This is a genomic window from Pseudomonas sp. 05N36, assembly GCF_056397385.1.
In genome coordinates, this window is the sequence record NZ_JBFTNH010000008.1 from 90935 (window position 1) to 114503 (window position 23569).

General features: G+C 57.5%; 25 protein-coding genes, 1 tRNA gene and 3 pseudogenes. 20 read left to right on the forward strand and 9 right to left on the reverse strand.

What is annotated here, in order from left to right:
• Nucleotides 1–30: 30 nt before the first annotated feature.
• Complete coding sequence (locus tag AC1DIH_RS13030; RefSeq protein WP_477771970.1) at nt 31–438, reverse strand: hypothetical protein; 408 nt, start codon at nt 436–438, stop codon at nt 31–33.
• A gap of 109 nt (nt 439–547) precedes the next feature.
• Between AC1DIH_RS13030 and AC1DIH_RS13035 the strand changes: the two genes are divergently transcribed.
• A complete protein-coding gene (locus AC1DIH_RS13035; RefSeq protein WP_477771971.1) occupies nt 548–1054 on the forward strand; it encodes a hypothetical protein in 507 nt (168 codons plus the stop codon).
• Nucleotides 1055–1064: 10 nt separating this feature from the next.
• Here the strand turns inward: AC1DIH_RS13035 and AC1DIH_RS13040 are convergent, their stop codons facing one another.
• Nucleotides 1065–2348 carry a DNA-methyltransferase gene (locus AC1DIH_RS13040; protein WP_477771972.1) on the reverse strand — a complete coding sequence of 428 codons (1284 nt, stop codon included), beginning with the start codon at nt 2346–2348 and terminating at the stop codon, nt 1065–1067.
• A gap of 56 nt (nt 2349–2404) precedes the next feature.
• Nucleotides 2405–3412: a nucleoid-associated protein YejK gene (gene yejK, locus AC1DIH_RS13045; RefSeq protein WP_477771973.1), complete on the reverse strand. Its 1008-nt coding sequence runs from the start codon at nt 3410–3412 to the stop codon at nt 2405–2407.
• Between the two features lie 130 nt (nt 3413–3542).
• Between yejK and AC1DIH_RS13050 the strand changes: the two genes are divergently transcribed.
• Complete coding sequence (locus tag AC1DIH_RS13050; RefSeq protein ID WP_477771974.1) at nt 3543–4052, forward strand: hypothetical protein; 510 nt, start codon at nt 3543–3545, stop codon at nt 4050–4052.
• A gap of 132 nt (nt 4053–4184) precedes the next feature.
• Here AC1DIH_RS13050 and AC1DIH_RS13055 read toward each other — a convergent pair whose 3' ends face one another.
• Nucleotides 4185–4463, reverse strand: a complete 279-nt coding sequence (locus AC1DIH_RS13055; protein WP_477772040.1) for a hypothetical protein — start codon at nt 4461–4463, stop codon at nt 4185–4187.
• 50 nt (nt 4464–4513) lie between these two features.
• Between AC1DIH_RS13055 and AC1DIH_RS13060 the strand changes: the two genes are divergently transcribed.
• Both AC1DIH_RS13060 and AC1DIH_RS13065 read left to right on the forward strand, forming a co-directional pair.
• The gene (locus AC1DIH_RS13060) at nt 4514–4672 is read left to right on the forward strand and encodes a hypothetical protein (protein WP_477771975.1); all 159 of its coding nucleotides are present in this window, start codon (nt 4514–4516) and stop codon (nt 4670–4672) included.
• A 94-nt stretch (nt 4673–4766) separates the two neighbouring features.
• Nucleotides 4767–7040: pseudogene (locus AC1DIH_RS13065) on the forward strand (phage tail tape measure protein); the annotation flags it as partial.
• A gap of 18 nt (nt 7041–7058) precedes the next feature.
• Here AC1DIH_RS13065 and AC1DIH_RS13070 read toward each other — a convergent pair.
• Nucleotides 7059–7259 carry a hypothetical protein gene (locus AC1DIH_RS13070; protein ID WP_477771976.1) on the reverse strand — a complete coding sequence of 67 codons (201 nt, stop codon included), beginning with the start codon at nt 7257–7259 and terminating at the stop codon, nt 7059–7061.
• A 64-nt stretch (nt 7260–7323) separates the two neighbouring features.
• On the opposite strand from AC1DIH_RS13070, the gene AC1DIH_RS13075 reads away from it, so the two are divergent.
• The 14 genes and pseudogenes from AC1DIH_RS13075 (at nt 7324) to AC1DIH_RS13140 (ending at nt 20108) form a co-directional block, all read left to right on the forward strand.
• Entirely contained in the window at nt 7324–7662 is a 339-nt protein-coding gene (locus AC1DIH_RS13075) for a phage tail protein (RefSeq protein ID WP_477771977.1), read from the forward strand.
• 11 nt (nt 7663–7673) lie between these two features.
• Nucleotides 7674–8426, forward strand: a pseudogene (locus AC1DIH_RS13080) (phage minor tail protein L).
• 2 nt (nt 8427–8428) lie between these two features.
• Nucleotides 8429–9220: a C40 family peptidase gene (locus AC1DIH_RS13085; protein WP_477771978.1), complete on the forward strand. Its 792-nt coding sequence runs from the start codon at nt 8429–8431 to the stop codon at nt 9218–9220.
• A gap of 34 nt (nt 9221–9254) precedes the next feature.
• Nucleotides 9255–9530 (forward strand): metal/formaldehyde-sensitive transcriptional repressor, encoded by a 276-nt coding sequence (locus tag AC1DIH_RS13090; protein WP_461981654.1) that lies wholly within the window; start codon nt 9255–9257, stop codon nt 9528–9530.
• Nucleotides 9531–9538: 8 nt separating this feature from the next.
• Entirely contained in the window at nt 9539–10675 is a 1137-nt protein-coding gene (locus tag AC1DIH_RS13095; RefSeq protein ID WP_477771979.1) for a nickel/cobalt efflux protein RcnA, read from the forward strand.
• A gap of 477 nt (nt 10676–11152) precedes the next feature.
• Nucleotides 11153–11623, forward strand: coding sequence for a carboxypeptidase regulatory-like domain-containing protein (locus AC1DIH_RS13100; RefSeq protein WP_477771980.1), 471 nt, complete (start codon nt 11153–11155; stop codon nt 11621–11623).
• Between the two features lie 650 nt (nt 11624–12273).
• Complete coding sequence (locus AC1DIH_RS13105) at nt 12274–12885, forward strand: tail assembly protein (protein WP_477771981.1); 612 nt, start codon at nt 12274–12276, stop codon at nt 12883–12885.
• Between the two features lie 59 nt (nt 12886–12944).
• Nucleotides 12945–16643 carry a TipJ family phage tail tip protein gene (locus AC1DIH_RS13110; RefSeq protein ID WP_477771982.1) on the forward strand — a complete coding sequence of 1233 codons (3699 nt, stop codon included), beginning with the start codon at nt 12945–12947 and terminating at the stop codon, nt 16641–16643.
• 15 nt (nt 16644–16658) lie between these two features.
• Nucleotides 16659–16970 (forward strand): hypothetical protein, encoded by a 312-nt coding sequence (locus tag AC1DIH_RS13115; RefSeq protein WP_477772041.1) that lies wholly within the window; start codon nt 16659–16661, stop codon nt 16968–16970.
• 68 nt (nt 16971–17038) lie between these two features.
• Nucleotides 17039–17650 (forward strand): hypothetical protein, encoded by a 612-nt coding sequence (locus tag AC1DIH_RS13120; RefSeq protein ID WP_477772042.1) that lies wholly within the window; start codon nt 17039–17041, stop codon nt 17648–17650.
• A 27-nt stretch (nt 17651–17677) separates the two neighbouring features.
• A complete protein-coding gene (locus AC1DIH_RS13125; protein WP_477771983.1) occupies nt 17678–18754 on the forward strand; it encodes a hypothetical protein in 1077 nt (358 codons plus the stop codon).
• 2 nt (nt 18755–18756) lie between these two features.
• Complete coding sequence (locus AC1DIH_RS13130) at nt 18757–19107, forward strand: hypothetical protein (protein ID WP_477771984.1); 351 nt, start codon at nt 18757–18759, stop codon at nt 19105–19107.
• A 57-nt stretch (nt 19108–19164) separates the two neighbouring features.
• Nucleotides 19165–19590, forward strand: coding sequence for a cell wall hydrolase (locus tag AC1DIH_RS13135; RefSeq protein ID WP_477771985.1), 426 nt, complete (start codon nt 19165–19167; stop codon nt 19588–19590).
• Nucleotides 19587–20108 carry a lysis system i-spanin subunit Rz gene (locus tag AC1DIH_RS13140; RefSeq protein ID WP_477771986.1) on the forward strand — a complete coding sequence of 174 codons (522 nt, stop codon included), beginning with the start codon at nt 19587–19589 and terminating at the stop codon, nt 20106–20108. Before AC1DIH_RS13135 ends, AC1DIH_RS13140 begins: the two co-directional genes overlap by 4 nt.
• Here the strand turns inward: AC1DIH_RS13140 and AC1DIH_RS13145 are convergent.
• Nucleotides 20089–20289: pseudogene (locus AC1DIH_RS13145) on the reverse strand (DUF159 family protein); the annotation flags it as partial. The gene AC1DIH_RS13140 and the pseudogene AC1DIH_RS13145 overlap by 20 nt on opposite strands.
• Before the next feature lie 240 nt (nt 20290–20529).
• Here AC1DIH_RS13145 and AC1DIH_RS13150 point away from each other — a divergent pair.
• Entirely contained in the window at nt 20530–21261 is a 732-nt protein-coding gene (locus tag AC1DIH_RS13150) for a hypothetical protein (protein WP_477771987.1), read from the forward strand.
• A 579-nt stretch (nt 21262–21840) separates the two neighbouring features.
• Here the strand turns inward: AC1DIH_RS13150 and AC1DIH_RS13155 are convergent.
• A complete protein-coding gene (locus tag AC1DIH_RS13155; RefSeq protein WP_477771988.1) occupies nt 21841–22050 on the reverse strand; it encodes a hypothetical protein in 210 nt (69 codons plus the stop codon).
• A 215-nt stretch (nt 22051–22265) separates the two neighbouring features.
• A tRNA-Ser gene (locus AC1DIH_RS13160) sits at nt 22266–22353 on the reverse strand.
• A gap of 124 nt (nt 22354–22477) precedes the next feature.
• On the opposite strand from AC1DIH_RS13160, the gene AC1DIH_RS13165 reads away from it, so the two are divergent.
• A complete protein-coding gene (locus AC1DIH_RS13165; RefSeq protein WP_054596977.1) occupies nt 22478–23149 on the forward strand; it encodes a Bax inhibitor-1/YccA family protein in 672 nt (223 codons plus the stop codon).
• A 64-nt stretch (nt 23150–23213) separates the two neighbouring features.
• Here AC1DIH_RS13165 and AC1DIH_RS13170 read toward each other — a convergent pair whose 3' ends face one another.
• Nucleotides 23214–23543, reverse strand: a complete 330-nt coding sequence (locus AC1DIH_RS13170) for a YceK/YidQ family lipoprotein (protein WP_477771989.1) — start codon at nt 23541–23543, stop codon at nt 23214–23216.
• Nucleotides 23544–23569: the final 26 nt, after the last annotated feature.

Here is a 23569-nt window from a genome sequence, read left to right on the forward strand (position 1 = left end):
ACTGCGCTCAGCGCAGTAGGTGATGGCAGCTCAGGCGCGGCGAACCTTGAAGAAGCACATGGCCTTGGCGCTATCGAAACAATCTTCCAAGCGCTTAAATGCCTGGTACTTGGCCTGGCTTGCAGTTGCTGCCCAGACGCGTTCAACGTGATGCCGAGCGTCCCCGATGTTGTGGACGACATCGAACCAGTCGAAGCACTTGGCGGTGATGACCTGCCACTCTTTGAGAGGCAGCTTCTCGGCCATCTCGCCGTACTGCATCTCGTGTGTCGGATGGTAGTTGCTGATCCGTTTCTTCGGATCTTCATCCAACACCACGCCAATGTAGTGGCCGCGATCCGCAAGGATGACGCCGGGTTTTCCGTAGGCGATGACACGACGACCGACTTCGGCGGGCACCTGATAGTGCTGCCGGACGTATGCGCAGTTGTAGCTCATGATTATCTCCAGTCAGGCGCCGCCCTCCGTGATCGGATGCGGTGGCGAGATGTGGGTTTGTGGGCTATTAATTGATGGCCCGGCATGAGGCCGGATCAAGGAGAACTACATGGCTGGCGAAGAACAGAGCTTTTCTGCGTGGATAAGAAGTGGCGATATTCAGACTTCAATCTATAAATGCCAGGAGCTTTTCAATTCAGGGGTATTTTCATCTGGCGGGATTTCAAACCCGCTGTTCGAGCCCGCCGTTGTTTTCTTGATCATTAATTTGAACGACCTGCTGGGGAAGTCCAAAGCCGATGGGATGCGAATATCAATTGTTGATCACGTCGATCAGACGGAGAGTATTAAGGACGTTACCGACCTTGTTCGAGAGTGCCGAAACTCCGCAGTCCATATCAGCAGCGGCGAGCATCTGTTTGAGTCAATTGGTAAATTCACATTTAACGTAGTTGCAGGTCTTTCTCCCTCCGCATTCAGTCTGAACGGCATAACACTGGGGGGGGATTTCGCTGACGATATCGCGATTTATTACGGTGAGAAGCGGATTTATCTTCGGCGACATCTACTGAGCGCCTTTGAAGCGGTTTCGAAGAATTACCCGCCAGCGCAATAGTGAGGGTGGGTCAGGCGGTGCCGAACAGATCAAGCTGATCAGTTTTTACCTTCCGCTCTTGCTGGCGAGTGACTTCGTGTTCGATCCGCGCTTGAGCGATCGCCGCGTACTGCTCGTTGATTTCGCAGCCGATGAACTGGAAACCCTCACGCGCCGCTGCTTTTCCGGTGCTGCCCGACCCCATGAACGGATCGAGTGCGGTGCCACCGGGCGGTGTGATCAGGCGCAATAGATAAGCCATCAGATCCGTCGGCTTCACCGTCGGGTGCGTGTTACCGGTGGTGGCGGTGTTCTCGACCTTGCGCAGTGTGTTGCCCCGTTTGAACTGAGATCCTGGATTGGCCAGGCCTTCGTGCCGATCGGCGCGACTCGTCTTGGCGCAGTAGAAGAAGCGGGCGGCGCTGCCGGTGTCGCCGTGAAATGCCCCGGCCACTCGATCGCGCTTGCCAGTGATCTCACCAGTACTCGCGGCGCTGGCTTCGCTACCGCGCACTGGTGCGCTGGCACCGGCCTCCGCCGGAAACATTGCAACCACACAATCGCTTCCGTCGTGAATCAGATTGGCTGGCCAGCGCCCGGCCTTTCGCTCGCCGGTGAACTCTGCGTCCTGCTTCCATTTGCCGGTTTCATTGATGTGGTGACCTGGTGCCATCCGCTTCTGGGTGTATTGGCCGCCGGCGGCATCCGGTCCATGAATTCGACAGGCATCGACGTTGATTGGTCCGGTGCCGTGTGCCAGAGCGTTGGCCGCTACCGTACCGATCAGCGGTTTGCGAGCCATGCAGATTGGTTCATGTGCCGGCTTGAGTGCGGTGCCCCAGCCTTCGTGATCACCCTTCAAATTGTGCGATTTGGGAAAGCCCGAGCCAAACACCCACATGATCTGATCGCGGATCTCGAAGCCCGCCATCTCGATGCCGACCGCCATGTGGTGGTAGGTGCGAGCCGCGGCGAACGACAGCAGGTGTCCGCCGGGCTTGAGTACCCGAAGCGCTTCCGTTGCCCACTCAAGCGTGAACGACTGGAAGGCACGCATGCCGCTGGGTGTCAGGTCGTACTTGCCGGCCTCGGCCGCTACGGATCGATGTCCGCCGTTCGGCCCGCAAGCTGAGGCGTGTGACGGCATGCTGGCTCTGTAGGCGGCGCGGTCTTCGATGTCCTGCCCATCCCAGCTCTTGCCCATGAACCGAATCCCGTAGGGCGGATCGGTCACGACGCTGTCGACTGAATTGTCAGGCAACAGCCGCATCAGCTCCAGGCAGTCGCCGACCAGTATCTGGTGGGAAGAGGTCATAAGTGATTTCCAGTCAGGCGCCGCCCTCCATTCAGAGCGCGGCGTAGCGGTGGGTTTCAGGCGGCTGCGCGCTTGAGTTGGTCGGTGAGCTGGGTAGGAAGATGGCTCAGCGTCAGAGTGCCCCCTACCTTGTCGAACTTGACCTTCGAGCCCAGTAGGTGCTGCTCGAAGCTGATCGACAAGCCGTCAATGCGGCCGGTAAAACGCCGGAATTTGCTGAGGGTCTTTTTGTCTGGCGGGATCGAATCCGAAAGGCCGTAGTCATTGCCCTGGATGAACTCGGCGAAGTTCTTCGGCTGTTCCTCGTTGAGCAGTTCCGACAGCTCCTCGAGAGTGACCGGCTCGCCGATCTTGGCCTGGGACATTGCGTAACTGATCAGCGTGTCAGTCTTCTCGCGGGCCGATTCCTCGCCGAGATCTTCGTTTTCAACGAAGTCGCTGAAGGCCTTGAGCAGGGTTCGGGTTTCACCTGGTCCGTCGATGCCTTCCTGAACTCCGATGAAATCGCGGAAATATTCAGTGACGCGCCTGCCTTTCTTCGCCTTGAGGAATGACACGTACTGCTTCGAGGCCGGGTTGTTTTTCCACTCAGACAAATTGATCCGTGCTGCGAGGAAGATGCTGTCGAGGTCCAGGCGCCGGATAGACTGTAGCGTGAGACCGTCAGTCATGATTACCGCTTCTGCTTCCTGCACCAGGGCGATGACCAGGTAATCGGTCATGCCCTGCCGGTAATGGCAGAAGAGGACATTGCCGCCGACGGTCAGATTGGATTCTTCCATGAGCTTTTGCAGGTGCTCGACGGCGATGTTGCTGAACTCCATGAAGTCTTCGGTGCCGGCCAGGTAGTTGCTGAGCCAGCCGCTGAATGGGTGGGCGCCGGATTCAGCATGGAAAAACCCCCAGCCTTTGCCGGGCTTGGCGTTGTAGCTTTCGTTGAGCTGTTGCATCAGTTCGTCGCGGGCTTGGCTTTCGACCAGTTCACCGGCGCTGCGGTGCAGGATGGCCGGGTTTCCGTCGGGCTTCTTGTCGATCTTGTGAATCACGCTGTGGAGAACAGGCATTGCGATTACCTCGGGTAGGCGCCGCCCTCCGTGACCGGATGCGACAGTGGGGTTGGAGGGGGGGATGTTGCTCCATCGACAACGGATGGCATTTTGATATAGTCGGGATCGAATCGAAGAAGGGCTCCCGATGTACCAACAACAGTATTGGGTTGAGTTACAGAACCTTAAGGCGCACGTCTACTACCTGGAGCTGTATCAGCTGGGATCTGAGTCTGTTGAACGATGGATCAGCATCATTCTGGCTATTGCATCGTCGGCGAGCATAGGTGGGTGGGTGATCTGGAAGGATTACGCCTTTGTTTGGGCGTTTTTTATTATGATCACTCAGGTTATATCGGTGGTTTATAAGTTCCTCCCTTTCAAGGCGCGAATAAAGCCGCTGGCCTCCGCAGGAGTAGAGCTCTCTCTTTTAGCTGATGATGCTGAAAAAGGCTGGTTTGACGTAGCTCAAGGAAATCTAACTGAGCGTGAAATCAATGACAAACGCGTTGCGATACGGAAGAAAAAGTCTGCTGTAATGAAGTCAGCTTTTTCAGGAATGGTTTTTCCAGAAAATGAAAAGCTGATGGCCAAAGCAGAAGATCAAATGCGGAAATATTTCAAAAGCCATTATCAGGAGCTTCAAGATGAGCGATAACAAACCGTCTACCGGTCACAAGCGGCCATCGGGCCCAACCCAAGCAAATGACAGAGGTCTACCGCCGGTACAAAACACTTTGCCAATGCCTAAAGTACAGCCGCCCAAAAAAGACAAGTAACCACCCAGATTTCAAACGGATGCAAAGCTCTCGTCGCCCGGGTCTTTGCGCAGCTCCCGCAAGCTCTCATTCCGAAACATCCGCGCCACGTTTTCGCTTATCTGCACTTTGTGGCGCGGACTTTCTATCGCCTGGTATGACAGGGTCGGCCCAAGAGCATGAGCGTTCAGTATCAGGTTCTGCACCGCCTCGCTCATCTCCTCGATACCGTTCCAGGCCATCAGTTCGTCAAGCTTCTGCCGGGTGCCGAGCCTGAGCCGGTGCCGCAACTCCTTCTCGTCGTACTCGATCCGCTTCTCGGCGGCCTTCGGGCTCTGGTCCTGGCGCGGCGGAAGACCTGGTGGATGAGCTCGCTACGCTGTTCCCGCTCTACCTCAGGCTCAACCGTGCAGATTTCGAAGTCATCGTGCTGACGCCGGTAGAGCCAAGCCCCGGCATTCCCGACGACACCACCTACACCGTTGCGGCGTCGTTCCAGTACCGCGCTGACACCAACTAATTACGCCCGTTGGGCAAATCCAGAACCCGCCTTGTGCGGGTTTTGTCATTTCTGAAAAGAGGAAAAACCATGGGCTTCAAAATCCCCAACGGCGGTAAGCACTGGGCAGCTCGCTGATATGGCGCGCCAAGTTAGCGCAACCGTGGGCACCACTGGCCAAGCCGCCGAAGCGCTCGCGGCACTGGCAGGGAATGGCAAGATCGCAGGCGAAAGCTTCGCCGGCATCACGCAGGCCGCCGTGTCTATGCAGGAAGCAACCGGTAAAGCGATCAGTGAAACGATTGCCGAGTTCACGAAGTTGGCGGATGACCCCGTCAAGGCATCCGCAGCACTGAACGAGCAGTACCACTATCTGACAGCCTCGGTTTACTCGCAGATTGCTGCACTGGAAGAGCAGGGCGACCATGCTGGCGCAGTGAAGTTGGCGACCGAGCAGTACGCCGATGCGATCAACGAGCGTACGCCGAAGATTCTGGAGAACCTGAGCTTCTGGGAGAAGGGCTACAACGCGGTAGCTCGAGCTGCTGACAACCTCAAAAATATAGGTCGTCCAGACATCGGCGCCGACATTGAGCAGGCACGGCGTAACTTGGCTGGCGCCCAATCTGGGGATGTTGGGCTGTTCCAGAACAAGCAGGAGATGATCGACTTCTACAGCAATCGTCTCAACATGCTCGAGGACCAGAAGGCTGCAGAAGCTGATATCGCCAAGTACGAAGGCGAGCAGGCGAAAGTCCAGCAAGATGCTGTTGCGGCGATGACAAAGGTTGATGCGCTCACCAAGTCATCGTGGACAAATGAGCAAAAGCGCACAGATGCGCTGAAGGAATACCGCCGGCAGCTCGACGATATTCGCAAGGCCGACCCCAAAGACAAGCGTCTTGATCAGTCGGTCGTCGACAAGAACATTGCGAACATCAATGACAAGTTTAAGGACTCAAAGGCCGCAGCAGGCAGTGTCGATCTCACCGGTTTCAACGACGCAAAAAAACAGCTCGCCTCGATCGTGGCCGATTACAGCAACGCCCAAAAACAGCTGGAAGCCGCGCAGAAAGCTGGTCTCATCTCCCAGGCTGAATATGCCCAAAAGCGCGACGGCCTGATCGGCAACGAACGGGACGAGGTCACGGCAGCCTACGAAGCCGAAATCGCCGCGCTGGAAGCCGTGAAGAACAAATCCAGCACCACGGCAGCGCAGCGTATTCAGCTGGACCAGAAGATCGCCGACGCACGCACCGCAATGGTCAAGGCGCAGAAGGATGCTGACAGCCAGCTTGAAGTAATCGCGACAAACGAAACCGGCCGACTGGCCAAGCAAGAGCGCGCGATCACTTCGTACGTTCAGGCGTTGAGTCAGCAACAGAAGGCGCTGGAGCTGGCCGGGCGGCGCGCCGTTATCGGCGTTGGCCAAGGCGACCGGCAGAACGCACTCAGTGGCGAGCTGAACAACCAGCAAGACCGGTTCGCTCAGCAGTCACTAGAGCTGGAAAACCAGCGCTCCGATCCGTCGCGCAATATGTCCGACGAAGAGTTCACTCGCAAATCCCAGGCCCTCGCCGACGCGAACAAAGCGGCAACCGACCAGATCCGGCAGAACTATGCCGATGTCGAAGCGGCGCAGGGTGACTGGACCAAGGGCGCGACTTCGGCCTGGGCCAACTATCTGGATTCGGCGCAGAACGTTGCCGGCCAGACCAAAAGCCTGTTCGGCAATGCCTTCAGCTCGATGGAAGACGCGGTCGTCAACTTCGCCATGACCGGGAAGTTGTCGTTCGCCGACTTCACCAAGTCGATTCTGGCGGACATGGCGCGGATTGCTGCGCGGCAGGCCAGCTCGGCATTGCTGAGTAGCCTGGTCGGTGCTGGCATCAGTTACTTCACTGGCAGCGGTACCGGAGCAACAGGTGCTGCAACGGCCGGTGGTGCGGAGGCTGGCGCGCAGAGCTTCGGCAGCCAGTTCGATGCCAGTTCCGCCTCGGTGACCTTCGGTGGTGGCCGGGCTTCGGGTGGTGGTGTTGATCCCAACACGCTGTATGAAGTGAACGAGAAGGGGCCGGAGCTGTTCAGCCAGGGTGGCAGGTCCTACCTGATGACCGGCGCCGAGGGCGGCAGTGTGACACCGCTGACATCTGGCGGTGGGCCTGGTATCTCGGCAATGGGCGACGGTGGGGCGTCAGCAACGCAGATAAACGTTGTGGTGAACATCTCCAGCGATGGCGGTACCGATGCCTCCAGTGACTCGCAAAGCGCTGCAGCAGACGATTTCGCCAAGACAATCGCGCCGATGATCGAGCGAGTCTACGAGCAAAAAATGCGCAAGGACTTGGGGCAGGGCGGGCGAATCCGTACCGCAATAAAGGGTGGTTGATGCCCGCAAAAATCCTGCTTAAAGGACTCTTTTGACTTCAGCTATGGCTTTTTCCTCAATTTGAGAAAAGGTCAGGCCGGAGTCAAACGGGATGGTCACGGTGGCCTCTCCCATAAAGATGCCCTCGTAGCCTTCATCAGGGTCCAGCTGTAGGCGAACCGAGAATATTTCGGGCTCTAAGTCTGGGTTATGACTGACAGATTGAATCCGAATTTGCATTTGGCGCTCCCTCTAGAGGTCAGTCGAGGCTACTCCGAAGAGTCTAACCACGAAAGGACAATACATGGCACTCGAGACATTCAATTGGCAGATCGAAAAGGGTGCCGCCGGCGAGATCAGCCAGCGGACCCGGACCAAGCAATTCGGCGATGGCTATGGCCAGACAGTTTCGGACGGCATCAACAACAAAATGCAGTCCTGGCCTTACAGCCACACCGGCGGTGCGGCGCGGATCAAGGAGATCATCACCTTCCTCGATCGCCACCAGGGCGCGAAAGCGTTTCTCTGGACGCCGCCACTCGGCGAGCTTGGCCTCTACAAATGCAATGGCTACAAGCCAACCCATAAGGGCGGCAACGTGTACACGCTGACCGCCACCTTCGAACAAACCTTTCACCCATAAGGGAAACCCTGATGGCATTAATCACGGACATCCAGAAACTGGAGCCCGGCGGGGAAGTGCGGCTGTTTGAAATTGACGGTACCGAGTACGGCGCCGACGTTCTGCGTTTTCACGCTCACGCAATCCCGCACTCGCCGGAAGAGCTCTTGGCTTATGCCGGCTCGCCGGATGAGCTGCCAGCGAAATCGATCTGGTGGCAAGGCAACGAGTACGCGGCCTGGCCGGTGCAGATTGAAGGTATTGGCGCGGACAGCAATGGCACTGCTACTCGCCCAACCTTCAGCGCTGGCAACGTCAACGGACGCATCACAGCGCTGTGCCTGGCGTTCGAGGACCTGCTGAAGTTCCAGCTGACGGTTCGCGAGACTTTGGCCCAGTACCTGGATGCGGCGAATTTTCCCTAGGGCAACCCGACCGCCGACCCGACGCAGGAAGCGCTGGAAATTTGGTACATCGACCAGAAGACCGGCGAAGACGGCGAGGTCGTGCAATGGGAGCTGTCCTCGCCGGGCGAGATCGATAACCACGGGCTACCCGGTCGGCAGATGACGACCTTCTGCCACTGGGCCATGACTGGCGGTTACCGCGGACCGAATTGCGGCTACACCGGTGCACTGATGTTTGATGACGACGACAACCCTACGGATGACCCGAGCAAGGATCAGTGCAAGGGCGGCCTGAAGTCCTGCAAGTTGCGCTTTGGACAGAACAACCAACTCCCGCACGGTGGTTTCCCCGCCGTGTCCCTGATCGCCCGGAGCTGAGCATGCACAAACATATCTTGAGTGCGATCCAGGCTCATGCGGCAGCCGAGTACCCGAAAGAGTGCTGCGGCCTGGTGCTGACGATTGGACGAAAGCAGCAGTACTTCCCGTGCCGGAACATCGCGACCGAGCCGAGCGAGGAGTTCCGGCTTGATCCGGAGGACTACGCCGCGGCGGAAGACCTGGGTGAAGTGATCGGGGTCGTTCATTCGCATCCGGACGCTACCAGCCGACCGTCACCGCGAGATTTGGCCATGTGTGAGGCCACGGCTTTGCCCTGGCACATCCTCAGTTGGCCCGAGAGTGACCTGCGCACTGTTATGCCTATAGGTGAAGTGCCGCTGTTGAAGCGTCCGTTCGTGCACGGTGCCTGGGATTGCTGGCAGGTCTGCGCGGATTGGTACCAGCGTGAGTGGGGGCTTGAGTTCGAAGCGTTCAAGCGCGAGGACGGCTGGTGGGAGAGTGCGGAGTCGGCGAGCCTTTATGAGGCGAACTACGAGGCCGCCGGCTTCATGACGGTGGACCGACCGCAGCGCGGCGACATGATCGTGATGGAAGTAGGGCGGACAGTTCACCCGAACCACGCCGGGATATTCCTTGGCGCCGATCCGGCATTGCCTGGCGAGGACGCCGCGACCTTCGGCTCCGGTCCTTTCCTGCTGCACCACCTATACGGCCGCCCGAGCGAGATCGTCGTCTTCGGCGGCCCATGGCTCGACCGAACACGCCTGATCCTCAGGCACAAAAATGCACAGAACGAACGCTTCGCTTGCGAACGCCTTAAATCTAGGTGAATATGCGCGCCTTAATAGGTAGGGGGGGTATGGTATGTCGCATGTTCATGGGCAAAAAGACGATCTGTTGAAGCGTGTTCGGCGTATCGCCGGGCAGGTTCAGGCGATAGAGCGAGCGTTGGAGTCAGATGCCGACTGCGCCAAAACGCTGCATCTTGTCGCGGCTACACGTGGGGCAATGAACGGCCTGATGGATGAAATTATCGAAGCTCACGCTCACGCACATGTCGCCAACCCTGAGCTGAGCGATGAAGAACGCGCCAAAGGCGTCGAAGAGTTGCTCGAAGCCATCCGTCGCTATTCGAAATAGGTCCTGTCATGCCAAATTTTGCAGAACTGCTTCAACAGGGCGGCTCCCACGCGTGGCTGTATTTCCCCAGCGCGATACTGTTGGGCGCCTTGCACGGGCTGGAGCCCGGCCATTCAAAGACCATGATGGCAGCGTTCATCATCGCCATTCGCGGATCGGTGAAACAGGCGGTGCTGCTGGGCCTGGCCGCAACGCTCTCGCACACAGCGGTGGTGTGGCTGGTTGCCATTGGCGGCATGTACTTAGGCAAAGGCCTGGATGCTCAAACCACTGAACCTTACTTCCAGCTCGCGTCCTCCGCGCTGATCATTTTGATTGCGCTCTGGATGCTCTGGCGTACATGGCGCGGCGAGCAGATGTTCAAGTTCGAGCAAGGTGATGATCACCACCACGGCGAGCATGACCATGGTCATCACGATGAAACCCATCGCATCGATACGGGCCATGGCCGCATCGAACTGTCGATCTTTGAAGAAGGCATGCCTCCGCATTGGCGTTTGAAAGCACTGAGCGGGCATGCGTGGGCCGCTTCGGACGTTCGCCTGATGACTACCCGTCCAGACGGCAGCACCCAAGCGTTCTCATTTATTGAGCGTGAAGGCTTCCTGGAGTCGACCGTCGACATTCCCGAGCCTCATGAATTCAGTGCGCGCTTGAGCCTTGGGCATGCAGGTCACTCCCATGATTACGATCTGGAGTACCAGGAGCATGATCACGGGCATGTGCATTCCGAGCTGGAAGGCCTGGAGTTGTCGATTGACGGCTATCAGGATGCTCATGAACGAGCGCATGCCAATGATATTCGCAAGCGCTTCACCAGCCGGGAAGTCACCACGGGCCAGGTCGTCATGTTTGGTTTGACGGGCGGTTTGATCCCTTGCCCTGCCGCCATCACCGTTCTGCTGCTCTGCCTTCAGGTTAAAGAGGTCGCTCTGGGAGGCATGCTCGTTCTGTGCTTCAGCATCGGTTTGGCGCTTACCTTGGTTGCTGTTGGTGTTGCTGCGGCCATTGGTGCCAAACAAGCCTCCAACCGATGGCCTTGGCTGGGTACAGTTGCACGTCGTGCACCTTACCTGTCCAGCGTGTTGATCATTGGTGTTGGTCTTTACGTGGGCATCCATGGCTGGATCGGCTTGAACGCATAAGGCGACGTTTGGGGAGTTTGTGAGGGGCGAAACAGGGTTGATCCCAAAATGCAGTTGTAATCTCTGTGAGCTGTCAACACAGCGAAGCCCAGCTCACTCGCTGGGCTTTTTCGTTTCTGGGGCTCGGCCAGGCCTTGTCCGCGCCGAAATTGGCGCAATCCCAGTCCTTGGGCTTGCAGGCAAAGGACTGGGGGAATCCGTTGTGTGGGGGCAGGAGGCTACTATCCGAGGGCAGTCGGGCGTTACTGGGGATTCGTACAGGTGGGAAAAAGCCCAGTTTAGTCCTGGGCCTTGTTGTTCCGTGGAGACCTCATACTGACGGTCAAAACCGCCAATGACAAAAATATAAACTTTTTAGAACGTGAGGGATCAACAGTACAAGGGGGATGACTGAAATCGGGGTGTCGCCGTTTTATGACATAGCGCTCAGTGGTGGCATCCATGCATGGGTTCTGTAAGAGCCCGGGAGTCGTCATCATGAGATCCATCCATACACGAACCCTTTCAAGAGCTGTCTTGGCTATTCTGTTAGGTTTGTCTCCTGTGGTGCTGCATGCCGCTACTGCAGAGCCGGTTGACATGTCGGCTGTAAAATTGGAGCCGCAGCAGCAAAACGGAATAGCGTATCTATCGGGCGGTATTGGCGAGGACGAGTCGAAAGCCATCCAGCAGCAGGCCAAGAGCTACAGTCTGCACATGACTTTTTCCGCAGGGCCAGCTAATGAGTACACCTCCGATGTTAACGTTGTGATCCAGACGGACAAAGGTCATGAAGTACTATCGTTGAGCCAAGTAGGCCCGATCGTCTACGTTAAATTGCCGGTAGGCAAATACCTTGTCGTCGGCAGCCGCAATGGACATGAAGAGCGGCAGACGGTCGCAATCGACGACCACTCAAGTCGGAATGTGGTTTTCCACTGGAAGGATGCGAGCTTAACCGCTCAATAGATATAAACCCCCTTGAGCAGCGCGATGCGCTGCTCAATTTTTTACCGATACCGGCGCTGAGATCCTGAATACCTGACACGAAAAAGCCCAGTCTAGTGCTGGGCTTTGTTGTTTCTGGGGATTCGTACAGGCGAAAAGAGCAACTGGTAAGGCTAAGCGTCGGCCAGCAGCTTCGCGAGGAAGGGAGACTCTCTGCAGCAGACTTCATCGATCTGCTTACGGACGTGATCATGTGTGGAACTATCGTGCGTAACCACGGAGAACTCTAAGCCGGTAACAGCTGATAAAGTTTTCAGATATCAGACTGCACCTGCTGCTCCATGGAGCACTTACCATTACCCGTGACTCGGGCTTTATTGGCTTTGCTTGTGACATGGGGGTCTATGTCGATGGCAAGCTTGTGGCAAAGATCGGAACAAAAGAGCGCGTGCAGCTTTATTTGCCGGTTGGGAGCTATGTCGTTGGGGCTGGCGGAGTCGGCGCTGGTCTGTGCGAAAGCCCAAGACGAGCGCGCGAGGTGTCCATGGGGGCGGGGCAGACCAAACGGTATAGGGTTTTTACAAGTAGCGAAGGCGATGTCGATATATTGCCAAGCACAATTTAATTCATCGAGCCGCCTCCGGGCGGCTTTTTATTATCTGGAGAAGCCCATGGCAGCAACAGCTATCCACCACCAGCCAACTACAACCATCAAGCTTTCCGGCTCGCTTGCGCAGAAGTTTGGTCGCCTCCATCCGAAGTGTCTTGACTCAGGACGGTCATGGGAAGTCTTTAAGGCCTTAAAGAATACGATCCCTGGGTTCGAGGAAGAGATCAAGCGCTTGGATCGCCTGGGTATGCGATTTGCGATCTTTCGTAACGGCAAAAATGCCACCGAAAAAGAGTTCGAGCTTTCTGGCACACGAGAAATTCGAATTGTTCCTGTTATCACCGGTGGCAAGCGAGCTGGATCGTTCCAGACTGTTATAGGTGCCGTGTTGATTGTTGTGGGAGCAGTGGTAACAGCTATGGGAGGAGGGGCTGTAGGTGTGCCCATGATGAAAATGGGGGCAGTGATAGCAGTGGGTGGCATAATCCAGATGCTCAGCCCCCAGGCCGGCGGCCTCAAGACCAGCGCCGCCCCCGAGAACACCCCCGGCTATGCCTTCGGCAGTGCCAAGAACACCACGGCATCCGGCAACCCGGTACCGCTCTGCATCGGTAAACGTCGGGTAGGCGGCGCGATCATCAGCGCCGCCATCTACGCCGAAGACCAGATGTAGCCGGACCACCAAACACCGCAACCGCCCATGAGGCGGTATTTTTTTGCCTGGAGAAAAGCATGGGCGCAGCACAACAGCTCGACATCTACGGCGCCAAGGGTGGATCGGACAAACCCAAGACGCCAACCGAAGCGCCAGATAGCCTGCGTTCGGTGGCGATGGCCAAGATCCTGATCGCGGTGGGCGAGGGCGAGTTCGCCGGCCAGCCAACGGCGCAGGACATCTATCTGGACAACACCCCGCTGCAAGACCCTCAGGGCAATATGAACTTCCCGAACGTGAAGTGGGAGTTCCGCAGCGGCTCGGTCGAGCAGGACTATATCCAGGGCATCCCCTCGGTCGAGAACGAAACTACCCTCGGCATCGAGTTGCGCAGCGGCACGCCGTGGGTGCGGGCGATAAGCAATACCGAGCTGTCGGCGGTGCGCCTACGCTTTGCCTGGCCAATGCTTCAGTCGATTGATTCAAGCGGCAACGTCAACGGTTACCGGATCGAGTACAAGGTCGAACTGGCTACCGACGGCGGTGCCTATCAGCAAGTACTCAGCGAGGCCGTGGACGGCAAGACCACCAGTAACTACGAGCGCACCCGGCGGATCGATCTGCCGACGGCCACCAGCGGCTGGCTAATCCGCGTGACCCGCATCACGCCAAACCAGAACAACAACAAAATCGCCGACACCATGAACATCGCGGGCTTCACCGAGGTAATCGACGCGAAGCTGCGGTACCCAAACACCGCGCTGCTCTATATCGAGTTTTCGGCCGAGCAGTTTCGCAACATCCCGGCAGTCACGATTGACTGCAAGCTGCGCAAGTTCCAGGTGCCGAGCAACTACGACCCGGAGACCCGAAGCTACACCGGGATCTGGGACGGCACTTTCAAACTGGCCTGGACTGATAACCCGGCCTGGGCAACCTACGGCATCACGGTCAACGACCGCTTCGGCCTCGGTCGACGCATCAAACCCTGGCAGGTGGACAAGTGGGAGCTGTACCGGATCGCCCAGTACTGCGACCAACTGGTGCCGGACGGGAAGGGTGGCCAGGAGCCGCGCTTCATCTGCAACCTGAACCTGCAGGGCAAGGCTGACGCCTGGTCGCTACTGCGTGATATCTCGGCGATCTACCGTGGCATGACCTATTGGGCTCAAGGCCAGGTCTTCACGCTGTCCGACATGCCGCGCGCGACAGACTTCGACTTCACCTACACCCGGGCGAACGTGATTGAAGGCAAGTTCACCTACTCGAGCGCTTCGGAGCGCACGCGGTACAGCCGCGCCCTTATCAGCTACGACAACCCGGCGAACAACTACGATACCGACGTCACCGCTGTAACTGACGCCAAGCTCCAGCGGCGCTACGGCGACAATCCTCTGGAGATCAGCGCAATCGGTTGCACTCGCGAGTCTGAGGCGCAGCGTCGCGGTAAGTGGGCGCTGCTGACCAACTCGAAGGATCGCGGTATCACTTTCCGTGTCGGCCTCGATGGTCGTATCCCGCTCCCGGGTTATGTCATTCCGGTGGCAGATGAGCTGCTGGCCGGCAGGCCAATTGGCGGGCGGATCTCGTCGGTGAATGGCCGCGCCATTACCCTGGACCGCGACACCCAGGCCAAGGCCGGTGACCGACTGATCCTGAACCTGTCCAATGGCAAGTGCGAAGGCCGCACTGTTCAATCGGTAACTGGCCGCGTGGTGACTGTCACTGTCGCCTACTCGGCCGCGCCAGAGCCTGAACTTGTTTGGGCTTTGGATGCCGACGACTTGGCCGTGCCGTTGTATCGGGTGACCAGTGTGTCCCGACCAGAGCCTGGTGTATTTGAAATCTCGGCCGTCCAATACGACCCGAGCAAGTTCGCTCACATCGACACCGGCGCCCGCCTTGAAGAACGCCCGATCAGCGTGATTCCAATCACCGTGGTTCCGGCGCCGGCCAGCGTTACCGTCACGTCGAATTCGGTTGTGTCCCAGGGTATTGCTGTCGCCACCATGACCGTCACCTGGCCTGCCGTGAATGGCGCGGTCGCCTATGACGTGGAGTGGCGCAAGGACAGCAGCAACTGGATTAAGGTGCAGCGTGTCGGCACTACCAGCGTCGATGTGGTGGGTATTTACGCCGGCGCCTACCTGGCCCGTGTCCGCGCGGTGAGCGCCTTCGATATCTCGTCGGCGTGGCGCAGCTCGATGCTGACCAACCTGAAAGGCAAAGAAGGCCTGCCGCCGGCAGTGTCGTTCCTGACCGCCACCTCACTGCTGTTCGGCATTGGCCTCAAGTGGGGCTTTCCGGCCGGCGCCGAGGACACCCAGCGCACGGAAATCTGGTACGGCCCGACTACCAGCCTTGAGGCAGCGACCAAACTGGCGGATCTGGCGTATCCGCAAAGCGACTACTCAATGCAGAGCCTGCTGGCGGGCGCCACGTTCTTCTTCTGGGCGCGGCTTGTGGATCGTACTGGCAACATCGGTCCGTTTTACCCGGTAGTAAATGGCGTGATGGGGCAGGCCAGCAGCGACGCCGGTCCGGTGCTGGACTTGCTGACGCACAAGCTGACCGAAAGCCAATTCGGTGAGCACTTGTTGGGCCGAATCGATTTGATCGATGGCGATGGCCCTGGCTCAGTCAACGAGCGGCTCGGCGAACTGAAAGAAGAGATTGGTGAGCTGGTCGACACGCTGGAATACGACCCTGCCAAGGCTTACGCCATCGGCGAATCGGTTCGCCTGGGGCAGCGCCTGTACACCGCCAAGATTGCGGTACCGGCCGGCGCCGGCAACGCGCCGCCGAACGTCACCTATTGGCTCGACACTGGGCAGGTAGTACAGACGGCGAACGGCCTCGCGGCACAGGTCACCAAGAATACGGCCGACATTACCGTGATTGATGGCAAGACCACGTCCACCGCGAGCCAGCTCCAGGCATTGCAGGCTTCGTCCCGCGATGATGATGGAAGCGGGGATTTGGCGGATGCGTTGAATGGCTGGCAAGCCACTGCGAACTATGCGCAAGAAGTTCGCGTGCGGACCGACCAATACTCCGCGCAAACACAGCGCATTACGTCCCTTGACTCTCGCGTTGGTACGAGCGAGTCGAAGATCACTATTGTCGAGACGACGATGGCGACTAATCAGCTCGCGATCTCCCAGCAGGTGGAGACGCTGAAGACCTCAGTCGGCAGTAACCAGGCGGCTATCCAGGCTGAAGCCACTGCCAGGTCTGACGCGGTCGGGTCGCTCTCAACGCGCGTTGATACGGTGCAAGCGAAAGCCGATGGGGCGAGCGCCGCGGTTCAGCAAACCTCCAGCGCTCTCGCAACCACCAACGGCAAACTGGCGTCGATCTGGTCGGTGCGGATGGAGCTGACGGCGAACGGCCAGCCTTATGCGGCCGGTTTCGGCCTGGGTCTGGAAAGTGGGGCTGCCGGCACAACATCGCAGTTTGTGGTGCGTGCGGACACCTTCCTGGTGATGAACACCAACGCCCAAGACCCGGTTTCTTTCTTCGGGATCACGGGCGGCCAGACCTTTATCCGGGATGCTTTTATTCTGGATGGCTCGATCACCAACGCGAAAATCGGCAGTTACATCAGCTCGACCAACTACATCGCTGGTCAGCAGGGGTGGATTCTCAACAAAGACGGCACGCTGGAAATTAACGGCGTTGTCCCTGGTCAGGGGCGGCTGGTGATCAATTCGCTCAATGTTTCGGTTTATGACGCCAACAACGTGCTGCGCGTGCGTCTTGGATATCTGGGGTGAGATATGGCTTATGGAATGCGAGTGTGGGGCGCCGAGGGGGGGCTCCAGCTCGATGAGAACTCTTTTACGATTCGTGTTGCGTTATCGATCCTGGTGACGTTCCCCGTTGGTGGAAGCAAGAGCAATCAGGATTTTTCGGTACCGGGTGTCGGCCCGGGTAACGGTTCGGCGATTGTTGTTTCGGTAGGGGCCTACAGCGATAGCCAGATGCAGTTCGAAACAGAGCTGCTCGATAACGTCGCCCGGGTTTACAACCATACCCGTGGTTTTGCGGCGAGTACTACCGCCAGTGGAACCATGCGACTGATCGTGATGAGGTGGAGCTGATGGCGTATGGACTTCAGTTCACCAACAGCAGCAACACCGTGGTGCTCGATTCTGAGTACGCCAGGTTGATGGTCATCTCTTCCGGGAGGTTTGCGCCAACGGAGGAGTCAGGCATGGGCTCGACTACCTACTTTTCCAGGCCAGTTACGTCACAAGAACCCCCGCTGGTTTTTGTCCGCCCCGATACGGTCAATGGCGTGGCGGGGCTTTGCATGATGAGGTTGATCGGCTCGGCGGGTAACTGGACAGGGTTCTATGTTAGAGCCTACGACGTGAACACGGCGAAACCAAATGGCCGGTACTTCGTTGCCGCTTTCGCTGCGCAGGCGGTGGCGCAGTACGGCATGCGGCTATGGGATGGCGCTGGGGGCTTGTTGTTCGACTCGGGAACTCCAAACGCCACCTTCACCCGCGCGTTCCAGAACTGGAATTACGTGAAATATGACCTGGATGCTCAAGGTTTGACGCGGATCTACTACACGGTTCCCTTCAACTTCCCGCAGAACGAGTACCTGCTGATCAATAACTTCGGCATGAAGATGACTTCGGGGAGCGGCATTCCCCGCTGGCTTTACTGCTGGTGGGACTTTCCAAACAACACGCTTTACGCAATCACGAGCGCCGCTTCAAACCCCATTGCGTTCTTTCTCCCGGCCGTGTTCGCAAAGATGAACGCATAGCCTCAACTCTCCTCAAGGATATTGCTTATGCCCTGGTACAAGGCCGGGACGGTTTCCGTCACTCAAAATTCCAGCGCCGTGATCGGTACGAACACCGCATTTATTGCCAATAGCAGGGTCGGTGATGGCTTTCGCGGCCCCGATGGTGGCTGGTACGAGGTGACCAACATTGCCAGTAATACGGCGATGTCGATTGATCCGCCTTACAAAGGCACAACGAACAATGTCGGCGGCTATGCGCTGGCTCCGCTTCAGGGTTATGTAAAGGACTCAGCTGACCAATTGCGGGCGATTGTGAACAGCTACGGTACAAAGCTGGCCGCACTTGGCACCACGGGCAACTATGATGTTCTGCCGCTGGAGAAGGGCGGGCTCGGGGCGACAACTCAAATAGGGGCACGCTATGCGCTCGGGGTTTTGAATGCCTCCATGGGCTATATCTGGGGCCTTGAGGCGGTATGGACCGGTACAAATAGCCTGTTGGTACGCGCAGGAGCCGCTTACATCCCTTCACTGGATCGGGTTATCGAGAGTCGGGCCGACATCGTCCTCAACGGTCAGCAGCCCGCTCAAAACTCGATATACCACCTTTACGCGTACGAAAACTCTAGCGGGGTTATGGCCATCGAGTTCAACTCCGTTGCACCGGTCAAATACACTGACTCGGCAAGCTACAAGACCGGCGACCTCAGCCGCCGATACCTTAGTTCCCTGCTGACCAACGCAGCCGGCCAGTTAGTGAGGTTCTACCAGCGCGGCGACTCGATGTTCTATATAGGCAGCGGCGACAACAACTCTGCGCCATACATTTTGTTTAATTCGGCTTCTTCGGTTCCCGTGACCGTAAACACAAGGGCGGTGGCCCCAGTAACCGCTTGGGCTGTTAGGGCGATACTGGTAAATACCAACACGGGAATTCTTCGGCTATCCATTCCGTCGGTGGGAACTGTCTCAAGCAGTAACTACCGTGACCTGGTGCGCCCGTTAAGCGGCTTTACGGGGGATGTGCTGATAGATCCAGATGGCACATTCACATATTTCCTTGATCTCGGAAACGCAGATCCGGCGATAGGCAGGGCTGTTGGGTATAGGTTTTGGAGATGACAATGTACGCAATCAAGGCAAATGGTGACCTGCGCGCCGTGTCGGAAGGCATGGCGCTTGACCCTGACGAAACGGCTTACTCGGACATCCCGCAATGGGTTTACGACAAGTTCCAGGCCGCTGAAGAAAGCGTGATTTCGATCACCGCTGAGAACGTATGGCGCGATCAGGAGATTGAAGTGATCTCGAACCAACTGATGGCGCTGGAGGAAGAGGAAGCCACCAGCGAGGACACGGGCGCGCTACCTGGGACGCGCGTGCAATGGCTCTCCTATCGCACCAAGGTCCGCGCCTGGAAAGCAGGGGCCGAGCACTTCCCGGATGCCTCCCATCGACCACCCCGACCCGAATAAATCACCTCAATCGAAGGCCCGCCACTGAGCGGGTATTTTTTTGCCTGGAGAAAAGTGATGACCGCTACCGACAAAGACCGCGACATTCTCGTCCGCACCCTGTGGGGCGAAGCCCGCGGCGAAGGCCTGGCCGGCCAGATCGCCGTCGCCTGGACGATCCGCAACCGCGTGAACGATGGAAAGGCCGGCTCCTGGTGGGGCGAGGGTTACGCCGGTGTGTGCCTGAAGCCGTACCAGTTCAGTTGCTGGAACAAGAATGACCCGAACTTCGCCTACCTCAGCGGCGCGAAGCCGATCCCGGCCGGGCAGTTCGCTCAGGCGCAGAAGGCGGCCGACCAGGTGATCGCTGGTACCGCGCTTGATCCCACCGACGGGGCCACGCACTACTACGCGACCACCATGCCGAAGGCTCCGGCCTGGGCCGCAAAGGCCAAGCAGACGCTGAAGCTCGGGCACCACGTCTTCTTCAAGGATGTTCCGTGAGCACCGCGGCGTGGCGGTTGGCGGGTGCCGTTGCGTTGCTGGCAGTTGTGGCCGGCGGCGCGGCGGCGTTGGCCTGGCAGATTCAGGACTGGCGCTACGGCCGGCAACTGGCGGAGCAGGCGAGGCTTCACGGCGAGACCTTGAACGAGCTGACCCTGGCCGCCGCCACTCAGCAGCGCACCGAGCAAGACAAACGCCTCGCGCTCGAGCAGCGCCTGGCGGCCAGCGACCAAACTCACTACGAGGCTTTGACCAATGCTCAAAAAGACCAGGCTCGCCTGCGCGATCGTCTTGCTACTTCCGATCTACGGCTGTCAGTCCTCATCGACGCAGCGGATTCAGCCAGTGGTTGCGCAGTGCCAGCCGCTACCGGCGCCGGCGGCGTGGTTCATGGAGGAGCGCGCGCCCGACTTGACCCGGCGCATGCTCAACGAATTATCGGCATCACCGACGATGGTGACCGGGGATTGATCGCGCTGGCTGCGTGTCAGGCATTCGTCAGAGAAATGGTTCGCTGATCGGTTTGATCAGACTCTGGCTCTGGTTGCGCACATTGCCCACGCCGGGGCTGACCTTGAACCATTCGAAGGCTCCGGCCGGTTCGCCCTGGAGCAGCACCATCTGTTCGGCGTATTCCTTTGATGTGGTCAGGTCCAGCCATTCCCGAGCCAGCTCTGGCGTAAGCACCACCGGTCGCGAATGTCGGACATTTCTTCTGGCGAAAGGCTTTAGCCTGCCCCTGAAAAATTCTCTTTTTTGACTGATTCCAAATGGCCTGTTTGGAACGCTTTTAGGCTCTTTCTGGTTATCGCCAATGAATCTAGATATTAACAAACGGGAATAGTAAGGGCGGCTAGCCTCCTATCCACGTGTAGCGGAAGTGGAGCTGTCGTTGCGCGTGACACCTATTGCTGATCAACCAAGGAAAGGGGTTTCAACATGGAAAGCTTCGCTATAGCAGCTGCTCAGATTAATTGGAACGGTGGACAACGCATTACCCTCAAGGCGGGTGACACCGCGACCTGTACCGTTCTTCGTCCGGGCCAACTCTATGGGATCTTTATCTACAACTCTGCTCAAAATGACAATAACGCCGCAGTCAGTGTGGTTTGGAGTAATAGTCAGCCGCCTGCCTCGATCACCGTTCCTGGTACCACGGCCAATGCGGGCCAGGCTTCGCTGGGTTTTGTCTCAGGTACAGACACCCAAACCATCTCGGTTTCACTGCCTAGCAACAGCGGCATCGCTCAGGTCGAAATCTGGTTGGGTAGTACCAGTATGCCGACCAATACCAGTGGCCTGACCAACTCTCCGCTACAGGCTAACGGTGAGCAGTATCCGTTCAACAAGTACACCCGTTATTACGCGGTACCACCGGCGAAATGGATGAACCTGACGATCGCCAGCAAAACTACCCAATTCATTTCGTGCCAGTTCCGTGAGGCCAAGGCCACCGTGTTCGTTGTCAATGAAACCTCGAACGGCTTGCTCGCAGGTCAGGTTACTAACATTGGGCCTACTGCTCAGCAACCAGGTGCCGTCACCATCACTGCTACGCAGATCCAGAGTATTTCTTACAATATGCAAGGTGACGGTACGCAGTATGTGTGGATGGATGCCGACAGCCAGCAGAACTCTCAAAGCGCGAGCATTGCTTTGCAATCGTTGTAATTCGCCAGTTGGGTAACAAATGAGGCCTCACGGTGTGGGGCCTTCTTCTTAGCTCCCTAAAAAGTACTCGGGTGGCTGAGGTACGACTCAGTTACCTTGAGGCGGTCACGTTCCGCAATTGCGCTGGCGTGCATCTCCACCAGTTTGAATATGCTGTGTGTAACTGTTGATTTAGCTCTTCGACCTCAATATCCAGCATGTATGAATGCGGGGCACGGTTTTTTGAGCTCTGCGGACGAGCTCACGCAGTCGCCGGTGTCTTCGATGTCGAGGGGATCCACGGTAGGCGCCTTTACTTAGTACTGTTTGGATATACAGTAATCGAGGCGTGATGGTCGGGCGAGGGTGAGGCGACGAGCTGTAGGTTTTTGTGGTGTGCGGTCGGCAGGACGCCGGAGATAGGGTTGTGCGCAAAACCACCGCTGGAGGCCACGGTTTCTCGTTTGCATAAGCACAAAAGTACGGATATTTTGCCCGACTAAATAGAGGGTGTATCCCTTTAAAAACAATAGGTTAGGTGTTTTATGTCCCCAGCATGGGGTGCTAGGGGTCGAGTGTGGTGTTTCTGACCGATTGCAGTCACTCGGGCGTCATCAGCACCGCAAGCGTCATTTTGATGAACTCCTCGTTCTTGTCGATGGTGTCCAAGGCATCGCGAACGTTGTCGGCGACATCGGCTGAGCCCCGCGCCTCGACCCAGTTGGAAAGCTCCATGATGGCAGCCTCAAGGGCGAGTTGGTTCTCGTTGATCTTGAAAAGCAGGGAATGGAGCAGGTCTGAGTTTGGCATCGCGATTCCTCGGTTGTGAGGTCAGCGTAGCAGCGGAAATGTTGTGTTACACGACGGGGAAATGGAGCGGTCGAAGGGACGCCGGAAGGGCTGAAAACGGGCTTAGTTCTGGAACACTTCCAAAATAGTTCTGGAACACATGCTTAGCGTCGAGATCTTCACCAAACCCCAGAAACGAAAAAGCCCTGAATAATCAGGGCTCTAACGTACAAAGATGGCGGAGGCGATGGGATTCGAACTCATGGACCTGTTACAGTCGACGGTTTTCAAGACCGTTGCCTTAAACCACTCGGCCACACCTCCGTATTGCGTTGCGGGCGCCATAATACCTGAATGAAACACACTGTCAAACTCTCTGCATAGCTTGTTACAGAGCGTCTGTTATGATCTTTGCGACTGAACGTTTCAAACCAACAGGAGTGTCGCCATGCGCGAACAGGATTACGCAGTTAATAACAGCGTGCAGGCTGAGCAGCTAGAGGTTAGCCGCGTCCTGCGCAACACTTATGGTTTACTCGCCCTTACGCTCGCATTCAGCGGTGTGATGGCGTTCGTTGCTCAGCAGATGCGGGTCGGCTACCCGAACGTGTTTGTGGTGCTGATCGGCTTCTACGGGCTTTTCTTCCTGACCAACAAGCTCCGTGACTCGGCCTGGGGCCTGGTGTCGGCGTTTGCCCTGACCGGTTTCATGGGGTTCCTGCTGGGCCCGATTCTCAACCGTTACCTGGGCATGCAAGGCGGCGCTGAAGTGGTCAGCTCGGCTTTCGCGATGACCGCACTGGTATTTGGTGGTCTGTCGGCTTATGTGCTGATCACCCGCAAGGACATGAGCTTCCTCGGTGGTTTCATCACCGCTGGTTTCTTCGTCCTGCTGGGCGCGACGCTGGCGGGCATGTTCTTCAAGATCAGCGGCCTGCAACTGGCGATCAGCGCGGGTTTCGTGCTGTTTTCTTCGGTCTGCATTCTGTTCCAGACCAGCGCCATCATTCATGGCGGCGAGCGTAACTACATCATGGCGACCATCAGCCTGTATGTATCGATCTACAACCTGTTCGTCAGCTTGTTGCAGCTTTTCGGCATCATGGGCCGCGATGACTGATCGCCAGCCTTGAGCAAAAAACCCGCTACGGCGGGTTTTTTGTTGTCTGGCATTCGAACTGGGCTCACTCGGTGACGATGATGCTGCCATCGGCCTGTTGTCGGTAAATGGTGTAGGGCAGCAGCACAGTGTCGAGAGCACCGGAAATAACGGCGTCTATCAAGACGATAATCGTGGCGTTGTCGTATTTTTGCGCGTCGACGCCTGAGCGCAGGGGAGCATACAGTGTGCAGAAATCGTAGGTCACGCCGCTGTAGATTCGAGGGACGGCGCCGCAGTAGCTTTTATGTTCCTTGAGGCTCTTTATGGCCGCATCGTCGTGGCGCACCACTGTCTGGATGGTGCCGCACCCCGCGAGCATCAGTGCTGCCAATAACATTGCCTGAGCTTTCATACCGCCAATCCTTCGCCGGAAAATCC